This window comes from Lewinella cohaerens DSM 23179 (assembly GCF_000379805.1).
GTDB classification, from domain to species: domain Bacteria; phylum Bacteroidota; class Bacteroidia; order Chitinophagales; family Saprospiraceae; genus Lewinella; species Lewinella cohaerens.
Window position 1 is genome coordinate 18,388 of sequence record NZ_KB903564.1, and the last position, 13,879, is coordinate 32,266.

A 13,879-nucleotide genomic window follows, 5' to 3' on the forward strand; every position below is an offset into this window, starting at 1 on the left:
GCCAATTGATTTATCAGTGAAACCTCAGTTACTGCTAATTCGCAGTTGCTCCATTTAACTGTAAAATCAAACCCTTATGCGATTCTCTTTCCTTTTAACGTCCTTCTTGTTACTGGTATTTCTACCAACCATTTCCGCTCAATCTATTTGGGAAAGCGCTTTTTCCAAAGCAGACCACGATTTTCGCGATTACTCTATTGCCACGGCTGCGGACGGATCGGGAGATATGGTTGTTGCGGGCACTTTGCATAATAAACTCACCGATGAACGCCGTATTCATGTACTAAAAATCGACGGTGGAGATGCCAGTGTTACTTTTGAACTGGTTTACACCGCTGCCGGCGATAGCTGGGCCAAGAGCATCACGGCTTTTCAAAATGGGAGCAGTACCGGTTATGCTATCACGGGCTATGTAGATGATGGCGGCGTAAATCGTACCACCGTACTGACCCTCGATGAGAACGGAGTGCTTCTGCATGAGACTATGCTAGCACAGCTTTCCGCTACGACCAATGGCATGGGCTTGCATATTGCAGCTACGCCCGATGCCTTGAATGATGGTTTTGTCATCGTAGGTATGGTACACGAGACCCTGAATGGGAGTGATTTACGAACTCCTGACAAACAGGCGTTTTGTGTCAAGCTGGATCAGAATTTAGGAGTGGTCTGGGAAAAGTATTTTGACTCAAACGTGGGCCCCCTTTATAGCTTAGATTGGGATGTAGCTAATTTTGTGACGCCCACCGATCAGGGCTACTTTATCACAGGAGGAAAAAATGGCCTCTCTGTTATAGGTCAGCAACGGCAGGGGATTTTGGCCTTGATGCTGGATGGCACTGGCACCCAATTATGGGATGCAAGTTACTATACCGGAAACTCCATTGACATGGGTGCTAGTGCATGGTACGATCAGAGTAACCAAAAGGTATATGTATTGGCCAATATTTCGGTTAGTCACCACCTGGGGATTAGTGTATTTGATGCAGCGACAGGGGCTTTGGATGCCGTCCAGTCATTTGAAGCATTTTCCAGTAATTCAGAGCTTGATAAATATGGCCACACCTTGGTTAAATTACCTTATGCAGACCATGTTACGATTCAAGGCCGAGCACTAGATTATTCATGGTCAGGCGGTTCTAATCAGGGACAGATTGGTTTTTTAGTGAATTATGATTTGTCGGCGCAGTCGTTCGGGGTGCATTACTTGGAAACCAACAACTCCAATGCACTCAATAGTATTGGTACTTACGATCCACTTATTCCGGCAGCCATTAGTGCTTGGTACTACCCTCAGGCATTGGTCAATCTGGATGCCCAAAGTGGCGGAATGCTTTCGTATGTGGGAAATACAGGGGACGACGTGAGCTTAGTGGTACGGAAATTTCGCCATTCCAGTCCGGATAATTACGAGTTTTGCGAAGTGGGTAACAATCTTCTTTTAGATGTATTTAACCCCGCAGGAGGAGATCCTGGTGTCGGCTTAACGGAAACTAATGCTCCTTCCTTACCGGGGAACCCAGCCTTCGTTGATGCCCCCGAGGCTACTTTTCTAGCTATCAATTGCCAAGATATACCCGAACCCGAACCTTTCTGTACAGAAGATAACCTCGTTCAGAATGGCAGTTTTGAACAAGGTTCGCCAACGGCACTGGATGAAGACATTGCGAACGCCAGTTTTTGGGGAGGTATTTGGCAACCTACAACGGGCTTCAGTTCGGCCGATTTTTACAATACCAGTCAGGCACTTCCAAGTTCGCTTACATCTCCCTTACCCGCCAGCCAAGGTAATTTTGGGGGCATGTGGAGTGCTTACGTTGGTAATCAGGTTTTCCGAGAAGGCATGATGAATGAGCTTTCAAGTACTATTTTACCAAACACGGGGCAGTATGAACTTAGCTTCAAAGTGGCTTGTTTAGGAGGGTATTTTGCCGATCCTGAGCTAAGTATTTGGGGCGTAAATGCTAGTGGCCTTGCGACCGGTACCAGCCCCGTCAGCTTCAGTATGCCCACCAACGACGGCTTTTATGGCGCAGCGAGCAGCTTTGAGTTCGCTACTTATCCGTTTCCGAGTAATTGTGACGAACAGTTTGTTACACTCACTTTTGTACTTAATTCGGCTGATCCGGGTTTCCCCGCTTCGGGGATCAATCACCTCTTTTTTACCCGTAAGGATGGGGTGTCCGGAGGTGTCTACATTGCTCTGGATGACGTGTGTCTACGCCCATTACAATGTTGCGAAAGCGAAATGGCTTTCAATGATGCAGTGGCTGATTTCACGATCAATGTCAATGGCGCAACGACTACCTTGAGCAATCCTAGCCTGACCGATTGTGATGAACTGAGTATTGATTGGGGTGATGGTCACGTAGATCAAGTCAATGCTAGTGTGTTACCGATAAGCCATCAATATGCTGGATCGGGGCAGTATCCTATCTGTATTGATGTAATGGAAATTGCTGCTGATGGTTCCGTTTGCTTTAGTGATCGATTCTGTGAAGCTGTTACCGAAACTTCATTGGTGCAATTAACTAGTGATGTAAATGTATTCCCTAACCCTACGGGTGGAGCGACTGCTGTGAAATGGGAAGAAGCAGGTGAATTTACAAAGGTTGTATTATTGGACGTTAATGGGAGAATCTTACTTCAACAAGCTCTCAATGCGAGTGATTTTACGCTACAAATTGATATGAGTCGCTTTTCTAGTGGTATCTATCTCCTGCAACTCACTACCAATACCGGCCAGCTGGTTAGCAAACGATTAGTTCGTCAATAAATTAATAGAAAATGAAAAGCATACAGACCGAGATTAAAATCAATGCCACTCTTTACGAGGTATGGCTTGCTTTGACTCAATTTCATGCCTATGAATTATGGAATCCATTTATTGTTGACATAAGAGGGGAAGTGGGTTTAGGAAACAAACTAAAGCTGACGCTTTATCCGGCCATGTCTCAATTAAATGAGCGAATGAACGAAAATAAAATGCCAGATGATGCACCAAATTTTGCGGGCCAGGAAATGACTTCTCTCAATAAGTCATCAACATTTAAAGTAAAGATCAGTCACTTTGAAGAAGAGAAAAAGTTAAGCTGGGAAAGAAGATCGTTTTTCATGGGCAGTTATTTTCACGAGTTTTTGCTAGAAGAAACTTCCAACAACCAAGTCATTTTTAAAAATAACATTGAAATGAGTGGCTTGTTAGTCAACATGGGCTGGGAAGCATACATCAAACACATGTATCAAAGTGGATTGGAATTGATGAATGAAAAACTCAAAGAAAAAGTTGAATCAGACGTTCTTTTCATTGACCCAAAATTAGCGGACGAAAGAACGTGATCCAATCATAATGTTGACTTCGGTTTCAAGAAATGTATTTATCTAATACTAGGGCAAACGTACCAAAATTTCTGAGCGACTAATATGACCTAATAGAACACGGATTTAACAAGATTACCACGGCCTATTCAGAAAAAAGATATGTGGTCTATCCTGTTTAATTCACCAGTCTTGATGGCCATTCTATATTGGGGCGTTTGCCCTAATCTAACACACACACACACACACACACACAAATGAAATCAATTTTCACTTTACTACTAAGTATATTCTCCTTCAGCGCCTTCGCACAAACCTTTACCGTTTATACCGATCCTGCAGGCGATAATTCTTTACAAGCAATTGCTATTGATGAAGATAACGACCGGATATGGGTAGGAACCAATGCCACCACAACTGGCGAAACTATTGCTTTCTTTGAAGATGGGCAATGGACAAAACTCAATGCCAATACCTTGGGCTTGCTTTCTGGCCGGTTGGAAGATTTAATCGTTAATGAGGGGATCGTTGAAGCGGCTAGTTTTGGCGGTTTATCTCGTATTGATTGGGGGAATCAGACTTTTGAAACCTGGACAAGTACTAATTCTGATCTGACTGTAGATGCTGTGTTAGCGTTGGCAAAAGACGTGGACAATGATATTCTCTACGTAGGTACGGGCAGCGGTTTTGAACTGCAAGCTTTTGATGGCCAAGATTGGACAGATTTTGACGAGATTTCGAATACTCGAACAATAGAATATGATGCCGCGAATCAGACGCTCTGGGTAGGAACCCTTACAAGAGGTTTATTTAAGGTAGAAAATGGTACTGTTACGAACTACATTTGGAGCAACTCAGCAATACCAAGTGGTGAAATTTATGATTTGGAAATTGACCCAACGGGGAAAGTATGGATGGTCATAGATGACAAAGGGCTCGTATCTTTTGATGGTACCAACTTTGAGCAGTTTACAACGGAAAATTCCGATATCAATGACAATGACCCCACCTTAGTGACGGTTGATGCTGAAGGTGTGGTCTGGTTCGGTGGGTTTAATTACGGTGGGATTACCTCTTACGACGGAATTACGTTTACTTCTTACCTATCATTCGAATCCGATCTGCCTACCAATAACATCCGACAAATGAAGGCTGCTGCTAATGGGGATCTGTGGATGGCAACTAGCGTAGGGTTGGTGCAATTGGCTACTGGCCCCAATAGCGTCAAAGAAATTCAAACTTTGAATTTTGGTATTTCCCCTAATCCTACTCGTGATATAATGAATATCCAGATGGATGATCAGATTCACGAAATAGAAATTTTGAATGTAAGTGGCCAAGTTCTTTGGCAAGCAGAAGCACCATCGTTACCTTTGAAAACGGCTTTCCTAAAGCAAGGCCTGTATTTTCTTAAAATCTATTCTAGAGAAGGAAAGATTGGGGTGAGAAAGTTTATCAAAGAATAGAGCAGACTAACAAGATTATGAAATTCCGCCTTTACTACCTACTATTCCTACTATTAATGGGCTGCTCTGCCAAATACCACACTGTTGTTGACCAAGTATTGCCAGCACGTGTTCCGGCCATAGCACAGATGCGTAGCCTTACCGTGGTAGACCGTGCCAGGGAAGCCAACCTGGGAACGCGGCTAGAAACGGGAGACCTTTATAGTCAAGGTAATGTACGATTTTTGGAGCGGTGCGCCCGCCAGCTTCCCGTAGCGGCCAATGTTTACAACAAAAGTCAGCGCGATGCTAATGCAGGCTCTCCGGCACCTCGCCTAAATAGTTCGCAGGTGCGCGATTTTGGTGGGCAGAGTGAAGGCTTGTTGTGCCTGGAGCAACTGTTTCCACGAGAAGTTCGTACCTATGAAACCTATGATAAACATCAGTTGGATGAACAAGGCAAGGATTACTATATCAGGGCCGTACGTGCCACAAAAAGCATGACCTTGAGTGCCTTGTGGCGATTGTATGAGGTCCGTACGGGGCGAGTAATTGTCGAACTACCCTACCTGGTGGAAGATATTGTTGAAGCCGAAGGACTCGATCAAACCTCGGTCAATACCAAACTGGATACGCTGTATACCTTCAATCCGTCAGAGCTACAGCAGCAGTCAATGGATATGTTCTTAGCCGATGTTTTACCAACACCTATAGAATCTAGCTGGCTGTATTACAGCAAAGGTGGTAGTCTTATGGAACGCTCAGCGGAACTCTTGGAGGCACGCCGTTATCACGATGCTGTGCGATTGTTTGAAGCTAATGCCAAGTCAATAGACCGTTTGAAAAAGCCGGGGCGTGCCATTCTGAATTGGGCAACAGCCTTGTTTTTAGATGGCCAAAGCCAAGAGGCATTAGCCAAAGCTTACGAAGGCCAAAACCGCTATGGCGGTAGCGACTTTACAGCGTTTATTAAAAAAGTACGGAGTTATGAGTAGGCAGTTCTCGACTTGGATACGTTTTATTGCAGTATTGATAATGGTTTTTGTTGGCAGCATACGAGAAGTAGCTGGCCAAGTGAATATACAATTTTCAGAGGTCCATACTGGCCAAATAACGGAAGCTTCAGTTGCTCATATTAAAGTGATGAACTTCACGGGCGTAGAGATTCACTATCACTTCAAAGGCTACGTCTCTACCCCCGATGGACAGGAACTGCTACGGGTAAAAAGCGAGCTACTTAAACATACCCCCGGTGGTGCCGATTTTGCTGAAGAACACCAGGAAAATCCGCCAGGACAACTGAATGTAGATCCTTTTAAGAACCTGACCATTCAATTTGCAGCCCCAAACTGGGAAAGCTATTCCGGGCCATTAAATTTTCGTGCCGAATTGATTCACCCACTAGATACGTTCTCTATCATTGCCCGGAAAGATCATACTGTACGGCTCAAAAATGGCAAATTCGTAGACGAGAAAGGACGGTTTAGTACCGACCCCAGCTTGGTGAAGCTAGAGGTAGAGGTGCCTCGTAATCAATTGTTTGAACTTGATAGCTTGCTCAGTTTTGTCAAGCTGACCAATAATAATGCCTATCCACACTGCCATCTGCCGCCATTAGTGATCACGATCAAGCAAGGCCGAAAAGATATTTATCAATTGGAGTACCAGCACCCTTGTATTGGTATTGGCGAGCAGAAACTGAAGCCGTCAGATTTTAAAGTATTGTTGGATGAATATGCTTCTCGTGATCGGCAAGAGCTTATCGCGATCCATTTTCCTAATGGAAATCATACGGAGAGTGCTCCCATCTTGACGCCGCAGCATGCCCAATACACCGATACCAAGGAAACTTTTACAAGCAGTGCCTTAGGCCTGTCGTTCGATCATTTGGAATATGCCAAAGTGAGTCCTGTTCCTTACGAAAAAGGTCCTACGCTGATATTTGATAAGGAAGGAGCCATTGTGGAAATTGCCCCCCCCGCTAAACGTTCGTTTTTTTATGCGATGCCCATTGATTATCCACTAGGGTTTAGGGTGAGCAGAGATGATGTGAATGGTAACTTTAGTGTGAAGACCTATGATTGGAACAGCTTGTCGGAGGCAGAGTGGGAAGCCTTTTTTGCTGGCCAGCAAAAGAAGGTAATCAAACAGCAGGTGGGAGATATAGAGGTTTGGCAATCTCCCCACCTTGTGGAGGTTGTCGATGATCCCAGAACGGTTTTTCCCTACCAACGGTTTATGTTAGGAATACGGGATGGCAACCGTTTTTTGATGACGTCGGTAACGAAAGTGATTGTTGATCGAACTATATCCAATTATTACCCTGTTCACTTCTCGCTTGATGAGGTGGATTTTTTTGCTTCTCTACGTTATCACGGACTAGGCTTTCAGCCGGAAGTAGACGATTCGGGCAAGCTCTTACAGCTTATTCCTTACGCGGCGGAACCGTTAACGCCAGTGGCGGATCGACGGGCAGTTTTTGACCGTTACCGTGCTTATGCTACGCTGTCCAATCTGTCTTACTCAAATTATTACGGGACGCCAGAAATTACCGAACCACCCAGCCTTGATTCCCTTGATCGTCAGCTCGAAGAGCGTCAAAAGTCACAACTGTTGAGCTTACCTCAAATTACTAAGATTACACCGGATTTTGATACCGTTCGGCATTATGCTACCTACGAGTGGCCGGAGATTGCACTGAAGATGGAGCACCGTACAGTAGTGGGTGCCCAGGTGTCGCCACGGTTTTCTAAGATGTTTCAATCCTTTTATTTTGATAACCGGGACTCTATTGTATCCGTTAGTGCATCCAGCGGTCCACAAAATCTATCAGAGAAAGCTGGCTTGGCATTGGTGTCTCTAGAATCCTCGACATTGAATTTATCAGTGATTCCTTATCAACATCTTTTTGTAGACCACTTTACAAACAGTGACTTGACTGATGGCCAACTCCGTGGAATTATTGCTTTCGAAAATAGCAATCAAGCGAGCAAACCTGCTGATATCAAAAAGGTGACACTGGGGTCTTGGAGCGTTTTTGCCAGCAATAGGATGGCCAACCCCATACGGCGTTTTGGTACAGGCAATATGATCTTGGTGAAAACACCAAGCCGCATTTATCGTATTCGTATTACCGGCGGTTTTGAGTCGGATATTCTGCCCTTCTTAAACAGCCTGGAAATTGAAGGCCAGCAACTAAAGTTTGAATATGAAGAAGAGGGATCAGTGAAGATTCAGAAAGCATAATGGAGGCTTAATTCATCATCACCGTCGACTCTAACTGAAAGCGAGGGACTTGGGCATAAAAATTTTCTCCGGTCTCGGTATTCACCATCAGGTAACGCCCTTCCATTGACCCGAGCGGGCTGGGCAGTGGGCACCAGGAGTCGTAGCTATGTACATCCCCTGGTTCTAGCACTGGCTGTTGCCCAATTACACCGTCTCCTTCTACTTCTTGCACTTCTCCCAGTGCATTGGTAATTACCCAGTGGCGATACAGCAGCTGTACGGTATCTTGCCGGCAGTTCTTGATGACAATGTGGTACGAGAAAACATATTGATCTTCGGTAGGTCTGGAATACGCCGGTTGGTAACGAGAGAATACGCTGATTTGTATACCATTAGAGAGGAGCGATTCCATAATGAGGATGGCTTTATAAATTTAAAAAATCTCTGGTGACTTGCTCCGCTTCCGCCAGTGCAGTATCCAGGTCATCATTGAGCAAAACGTAATCAAAGCTGTTCTCGTAAGTCAACTCCTCGGCCGCACGGGCAATACGTTTGGCGAGGCTATCCGGGCTCTCGGTATTGCGCTCCCGCAAGCGGCTAAACAGTACCTCCTCGCTAGGTGGTTTTACAAAAACGACCAGGGATTCTTCCGGGTAAGCCTTCTTGATGGTGGTAGCTCCTTTGACTTCAATGTCAAAGATAATATGCTTGCCAGCAGTCCACAACCGGTCGACTTCGCTATGCAGGGTGCCATAATAGAGGCCTTCGTAAACTTCCTCCCACTCTACGAAACCACCAGTATCTATTCGTTTTATAAAATCATTTTTAGTAATAAAATGATAATCGTAGCCATCTTGCTCGTGAGGGCGTTGCTTGCGGGTAGTAGCGGACACCGAGAAAGATAAAACCGGAAAGGTATTTAACAAATGACGAACAATAGTCGTTTTGCCAGCCCCTGAGGGAGCAGTGAAAATGAGCATCTTAGACATGACCTAAGTATTTTTATCTCTTAGCTAAACAATATTAGCCGTTTGTTCCTTTATTTTCTCCAATTCGTCCTTCATACCAACTACCAGTCGCTGGATATTGGAAGAGTACGCTTTGGCACCAAGGGTATTGATCTCACGGCCAATCTCCTGGCTAATAAAGCTGAGTTTGCGCCCTTTGGCCTGGGTTTTGTTATTAAGGACCTCAAGAAAATATTCGCAATGTTGTGCCAGGCGCATTTTTTCTTCATTGATGTCCATCTTTTCCAGATAGAAAAGAACCTCTTGCTCGTAGCGACTTTCGTCGATCCGGTCTTTCCCCATTTTGTCATCAAGGCTGCGGTAGAGGCGGTCACGGATGGCTTCTACACGATCTTGTTCGTGGGGGCTAACCTGCTCCAGTAAACCGCTGATAGTATTTACACGCTCAGTCAGGTCATTAGCGGTGGCTGCACCTTCTTGTTCTCTAAATGCCTGGAATTTCTCCAATGCAGCACTAATGGTGTCGGTAATCGCTTTCCATTCCTCTTTCGACATCTCTCCATCAGAAGAGGCGGCTACATTAGGCAGGCGCAGAATGGCACTCATGAGGGTTTTGTCTTCGTAATCGAATTCTGTTGACAATTCACTAAGCGCCGAAAAATATTTTTTGAACAATGGGACGTTTAAACCAAATTGGTCATCGCCTAAATGAGAGGTAATGTCTATTGACATTTCTAATTTTCCCCGGTGGGCAAAATCGGTGACCATCTTGCGGAGCTGCGCTTCCTTTTCCCGCAGGTTTTGGGAGCATCGTAGGCGCAAGTCGGTGTACTTACTGTTCAGAGAGCGGACTTCTACCAGAATGGTTTTGTCTTCCCAATTATTGGTAGCACGACCGTAGCCCGTCATTGATAATAGCATATTGTTTCATTTTCGCTTCGAGGAAAGGGCAAATATAGGTTTAAAGCTCGTTTTAGGGCTGCTTACTCCGGAAAACTTCTCTAAAAGACTGGATTATTTCGGGGCGGGGAAGGTTATAACAAGCTTTGAAAATATTTTTTTCAATAAAGATATATTTGGTGCATTGAGCTTGGTCTTGTGTTTAGCCTTGGCTATTTGGTGTTTTTCGGAAAATAATTCGGCAAGAAGGGTGATTGGCAGCGCTCGTTGAAGCTAACTAATTGATTATTAATGAAAATTAATCAGTCAATCCTTTCATAAAGTGTAAAATTTAGCGAAATTTGCCTCTCTTTTGCCAAAAGGCATTTTTTAGTATAACTAATTATAAACCAGCAAATAACGATGAGAAAAGCTGATCTAGTAGCAGCTATAGCTGAAAAGACGGGTGTACAAAAAGTTGATGTACTGGTTACCCTGGAATCATTCTTTAAAGAAGTGAAAGGGTCACTTGCTGACGGAGAAAATGTCTATATTCGCGGTTTCGGTTCTTTTGTTATCAAGAAAAGAGCCCAAAAAGTTGGTCGTCATATCAAAGAGAATAAGGCGATTGTTATTCCTGAGCACTTCATTCCTGCTTTCAAACCTGCTAAGGTTTTTGTAGAACAGGTAAAAGAAAATGTAACGAGTTCTCCTAACGAGGAGAATAACGACTAGTAAAGTTGAAAAACGCTTCAGAATAATATGACTAACTTGCAGTATATAATAATAGGAGGCTCATTGGTGCTTTTTCTTGTGCTGTATTTTGGTTGTGAAACTAAGCCCCCAGGGCAGCAGCAGGTTGAACAAACCCGGATGTTGCAAACGGAAGCTACCGATGTTAATATTCTGATCAGAGATGCTCACGATAAACTGCCAGCTGACCAGATGAGTACAATTCAGGCTTTGCAGCAGGAGTTGACGTTGGCAGATAGCGATTCTCTAAAAGTAGAGGTGCTAAAGCAGATTTCTGGCCGATGGTACGAAAACGAATATCCTGCGATTGCCGGGCACTATGCCCAGGAGATTGCAGTGTTGGAAGAAACGGAGAAAGCTTGGTCTATTGCCGGAACTACCTACGCGATTTGTGTACAACGAGCAGAATCGGATAAAGTGCGTACTTTTTGTAATCAACGGGCTATTCGCGCATTTGAAAATGCGATCTCCCTTGATCCCAATAATGTTGGTAACCAGGTGAATCTGGCACTAACTTACACCGAAGTACCTCCCCCGAATGAACCAATGAAGGGGATACTGATGTTAAGAGAGTTGGAGCAATCTTTTCCAGAGAGTGCCCTTGTACTAACATCACTGGCCCGTCTGGCCATCCAAACCGGGCAGTTTGACCGGGCGATTCAACGCCTGAATCAAGCGCTGGAATTGGAAAGCGACAATTTGAATGCCATTTGCCTGCTAGCGCAAGCTTATGCAGGTGCAGGTGACCAAGTTCAGGCGAAAGCCTACGACGACCGTTGCCGAAATAATGCAAAATAAACATTAATTAATTAACTTAAAACGTAAATTATGCCTTGCGGAAAGAAGCGGAAAAGACATAAGATTGCGACTCACAAGCGGAAAAAACGCTTGCGCAAGAACCGTCACAAGAAGAAGAACAAGTAATAACATTCTCTGCCTCCAGGTATGTTAGGTACAGCACCAGCTTTTTAGCTTGTACGATGTACCCCGGTTTGGATGTTTTACTTACAGCATATTTGCCGACCCTTTCCTGTAAGGGGTCGGCTAAGCTGTTTATATTACTATTGAGCTGTCTTGACCTTACGCGCGCCCTCCATAAAGACATTCAAGTTCTTAAAACACTTGAGCTTTTTTTGAGACAGACCAATAAGCAGTAGCGGAATTATCAGTCTATCGAGCAAACTGGCCAGTCTTCACTTACCCTGATCCAACGATCAATAACAGATGAAAGACTATGAAAAGCCCAGCCCTAACGCAAATGTTATGGAGTTTTACAGAACAGGCTCCTAAGAAATTAAGCAGTTTGCTAGTAATTGTGCCACCTCTCATTTTCGGCACAATGTTTCCTGATACGTTCCTTTATTCTGCTAACCGGCTTGCTTGTGAGGTGGGTTAAATTTAACAAGATTGAACAAGGAACTGATCATCAATTCCTCGCCTACCGAGGTTGAGATAGCGCTCTTGGAAGATGGTAAACTGGTAGAATTACACAACCAGAAAACCAATGAAAATTTCGCCGTTGGCGATATTTTCCTCGGGCGCATCAAGCGATTGATGCCTGCACTGAATGCCGCTTTTGTGGACATTGGACACAAAAAAGACGCATTCCTTCACTACACGGATTTAGGGCCTAAGCTCCCTTCCCTGCAGAAATACACCAACGGATCGATCAAGGGATCGATCAATACGCACCGGCTAGAGAACTTTGCCTTTGTTCCCGATATCGTAAAGACAGGGAAGATAGATAAGGTCCTGGGTAAGAAAGACGAAATCCTCGTCCAGATTCTCAAAGAACCAATTTCTACGAAAGGGCCCCGGCTAAGTTGTGAAGTTACTATTCCCGGCCGTTACCTCGTCATTTCTCCCTTTGCGGAGGTGATTGCGGTATCTAAAAAAATTGGTAGTGCCGAAGAACGTAAGCGTCTTCATTTACTGGTAGAAAGTATTCGTCCGAAAAACTTCGGTGTAATCGTACGTACGGCTGCCGAAGGAAAGAAGGTTGCTGATCTTCACGAGGAAATGTCTATGCTCATGGAAAAATGGCAGGACATTCAACAGCAGCTAAAAAATGCTGCTCCACCAGTGAAATTACTGAGTGAGCTGGATAAGACGACCTCTATACTGAGAGACCTGCTAACCGATTCGTTTAATCGGATCGTAGTCAACGATAAGCAACTTTACAACAACGTAAAGACTTTCCTGGGCAGCATCGCTCCCGATAAAGTGAAAATCGTTCAGCAGCACCGTAATTCCAAGCCAGTTTTTGATGTGTACGGGGTGACCAAACAGATAAAATCTTCGTTTGGTAAGACCGCTACTATGGGCAGCGGTGCCTATATTGTTATTGAGCATACCGAGGCCATGCACGTTGTAGACGTGAACAGCGGCCATAAGATGCGCAACTCCAATCAGGCCGAAGCTGTACTGAAAGTCAATATGGAGGCGGCCGAAGAAGTTGCTCGCCAGCTGCGTTTGCGGGACATTGGAGGGATTATCATCATCGATTTTATCGATATGCGTAATGCCGAACACCGCAAGGAGCTACTACAGGCGATGCGCAAGCACATGAAGAAAGATCGAGCTCAGCATACTATTCTTGCGTTGAGCAAATTTGGTCTGATGCAGATCACTCGCCAGCGGGTTCGCCCCGAGGTGAACATTAGTACCTCCGAGGCTTGCCCTACCTGTAAAGGTACGGGTAAAGTAAATGCAACGATTTTACTGGAAGACGAAGTCGAAAGAGATTTAGCTTTCATCATGCAGTCGCGGCCAAAGGCCAAGCTGACCTTGGTGGCGCATCCTTTTATTGTGGCTTATCTAAAGAAAGGCTTCTTTAAGAGCTTCCAGTTCAAATGGTGGCGTGAACACCAGCGGTGGATAAGAATTACAGAAGACAAGGATTATGCCTTCAATACCTTCAAATTTTTTGATGTGAACGACGACGAAATTCGCCTGCAATAATCAGGTGTTTTCGTTAGGAAATAGCACATAAATAAGTGCTAGGAAAATAGCCACAGAAGCATTGCCAAAGGACGGTTTGAAGACCAGATAATGGAGTGTTTTTGTGGCTTTTTTTTTAGCCCCATCCCCGGCCCTTCCCATTATTGAAGATGGCCTTGTTTCGGGGTCTGTTTCGCAGGGGAAGGGAGGCTTGATGCGCGTGCTTGTTTAGGCTTGACCAACAACCATCAACCATCAACCAACAACCGAACGAGCTAACGATCCAACCATCCTCTAGCCCCATCCCCGGCCCTTCCCATTATTGAAAATGGCCTTGTTTCGGGGTCTGTT

Annotated in this window: 11 protein-coding genes; 8 read left to right on the plus strand and 3 right to left on the minus strand. The window is 44.7% G+C overall.

The genetic code is table 11. The annotated features are described in order from the left end of the window. The first annotated feature begins 76 nt into the window (after nt 1–76). The 5 genes from A3EU_RS0121300 to A3EU_RS0121320 all read left to right on the plus strand — a co-directional run bounded on the left by A3EU_RS0121300 (nt 77) and on the right by A3EU_RS0121320 (nt 8,006). Nucleotides 77–2,773 carry a T9SS type A sorting domain-containing protein gene (locus A3EU_RS0121300; protein ID WP_020538228.1) on the plus strand — a complete coding sequence of 899 codons (2,697 nt, stop codon included), beginning with the start codon at nt 77–79 and terminating at the stop codon, nt 2,771–2,773. An 11-nt stretch (nt 2,774–2,784) separates the two neighbouring features. Beyond that, nucleotides 2,785–3,336, plus strand: a complete 552-nt coding sequence (locus A3EU_RS0121305; RefSeq protein ID WP_020538229.1) for an SRPBCC domain-containing protein — start codon at nt 2,785–2,787, stop codon at nt 3,334–3,336. A 236-nt stretch (nt 3,337–3,572) separates the two neighbouring features. Then, nucleotides 3,573–4,781: a T9SS type A sorting domain-containing protein gene (locus A3EU_RS0121310; protein ID WP_020538230.1), complete on the plus strand. Its 1,209-nt coding sequence runs from the start codon at nt 3,573–3,575 to the stop codon at nt 4,779–4,781. 17 nt (nt 4,782–4,798) lie between these two features. Then, nucleotides 4,799–5,755: a hypothetical protein gene (locus A3EU_RS0121315; protein ID WP_020538231.1), complete on the plus strand. Its 957-nt coding sequence runs from the start codon at nt 4,799–4,801 to the stop codon at nt 5,753–5,755. Further along, the gene (locus A3EU_RS0121320) at nt 5,748–8,006 is read left to right on the plus strand and encodes a hypothetical protein (protein ID WP_020538232.1); all 2,259 of its coding nucleotides are present in this window, start codon (nt 5,748–5,750) and stop codon (nt 8,004–8,006) included. Before A3EU_RS0121315 ends, A3EU_RS0121320 begins: the two co-directional genes overlap by 8 nt. A 7-nt stretch (nt 8,007–8,013) precedes the next feature. On the opposite strand, the gene apaG is transcribed toward A3EU_RS0121320, so the two are convergent. Genes apaG through A3EU_RS0121335 form a run of 3 tightly spaced genes read right to left on the minus strand, consistent with a single transcriptional unit; the run spans nt 8,014 to nt 9,877 of the window. Further along, nucleotides 8,014–8,400, minus strand: a complete 387-nt coding sequence (apaG, locus tag A3EU_RS0121325; RefSeq protein ID WP_020538233.1) for a Co2+/Mg2+ efflux protein ApaG — start codon at nt 8,398–8,400, stop codon at nt 8,014–8,016. Nucleotides 8,401–8,413: 13 nt separating this feature from the next. Beyond that, nucleotides 8,414–8,977: a guanylate kinase gene (gene gmk, locus A3EU_RS0121330; protein ID WP_020538234.1), complete on the minus strand. Its 564-nt coding sequence runs from the start codon at nt 8,975–8,977 to the stop codon at nt 8,414–8,416. A 24-nt stretch (nt 8,978–9,001) separates the two neighbouring features. Beyond that, the gene (locus tag A3EU_RS0121335; RefSeq protein ID WP_245569384.1) at nt 9,002–9,877 is read right to left on the minus strand and encodes a YicC/YloC family endoribonuclease; all 876 of its coding nucleotides are present in this window, start codon (nt 9,875–9,877) and stop codon (nt 9,002–9,004) included. A 381-nt stretch (nt 9,878–10,258) separates the two neighbouring features. Here A3EU_RS0121335 and A3EU_RS0121340 point away from each other — a divergent pair, with 381 nt between their 5' ends. The 3 genes from A3EU_RS0121340 to A3EU_RS0121355 all read left to right on the plus strand — a co-directional run bounded on the left by A3EU_RS0121340 (nt 10,259) and on the right by A3EU_RS0121355 (nt 13,549). Then, nucleotides 10,259–10,570: an HU family DNA-binding protein gene (locus A3EU_RS0121340; RefSeq protein ID WP_020538236.1), complete on the plus strand. Its 312-nt coding sequence runs from the start codon at nt 10,259–10,261 to the stop codon at nt 10,568–10,570. A 27-nt stretch (nt 10,571–10,597) separates the two neighbouring features. Beyond that, a complete protein-coding gene (locus tag A3EU_RS0121345) occupies nt 10,598–11,386 on the plus strand; it encodes a tetratricopeptide repeat protein (protein ID WP_020538237.1) in 789 nt (262 codons plus the stop codon). A gap of 609 nt (nt 11,387–11,995) precedes the next feature. Beyond that, nucleotides 11,996–13,549, plus strand: coding sequence for an Rne/Rng family ribonuclease (locus A3EU_RS0121355; protein WP_020538239.1), 1,554 nt, complete (start codon nt 11,996–11,998; stop codon nt 13,547–13,549). Nucleotides 13,550–13,879 lie beyond the last annotated feature (330 nt).

Bases quoted from the DNA above. Each gene is read 5' to 3' on its own strand.
- A3EU_RS0121335 (WP_245569384.1), bottom strand. From the start codon at position 9,877: ATGCTATTATCAATGACGGGCTACGGTCGTGCTACCAATAATTGGGAA.
- A3EU_RS0121305 (WP_020538229.1), top strand. From the start codon at position 2,785: ATGAAAAGCATACAGACCGAGATTAAAATCAATGCCACTCTTTACGAG.
- apaG (WP_020538233.1), bottom strand. From the start codon at position 8,400: ATGGAATCGCTCCTCTCTAATGGTATACAAATCAGCGTATTCTCTCGT.
- gmk (WP_020538234.1), bottom strand. From the start codon at position 8,977: ATGTCTAAGATGCTCATTTTCACTGCTCCCTCAGGGGCTGGCAAAACG.
- A3EU_RS0121315 (WP_020538231.1), top strand. From the start codon at position 4,799: ATGAAATTCCGCCTTTACTACCTACTATTCCTACTATTAATGGGCTGC.
- A3EU_RS0121345 (WP_020538237.1), top strand. From the start codon at position 10,598: ATGACTAACTTGCAGTATATAATAATAGGAGGCTCATTGGTGCTTTTT.
- A3EU_RS0121310 (WP_020538230.1), top strand. From the start codon at position 3,573: ATGAAATCAATTTTCACTTTACTACTAAGTATATTCTCCTTCAGCGCC.
- A3EU_RS0121340 (WP_020538236.1), top strand. From the start codon at position 10,259: ATGAGAAAAGCTGATCTAGTAGCAGCTATAGCTGAAAAGACGGGTGTA.
- A3EU_RS0121300 (WP_020538228.1), top strand. From the start codon at position 77: ATGCGATTCTCTTTCCTTTTAACGTCCTTCTTGTTACTGGTATTTCTA.
- A3EU_RS0121320 (WP_020538232.1), top strand. From the start codon at position 5,748: ATGAGTAGGCAGTTCTCGACTTGGATACGTTTTATTGCAGTATTGATA.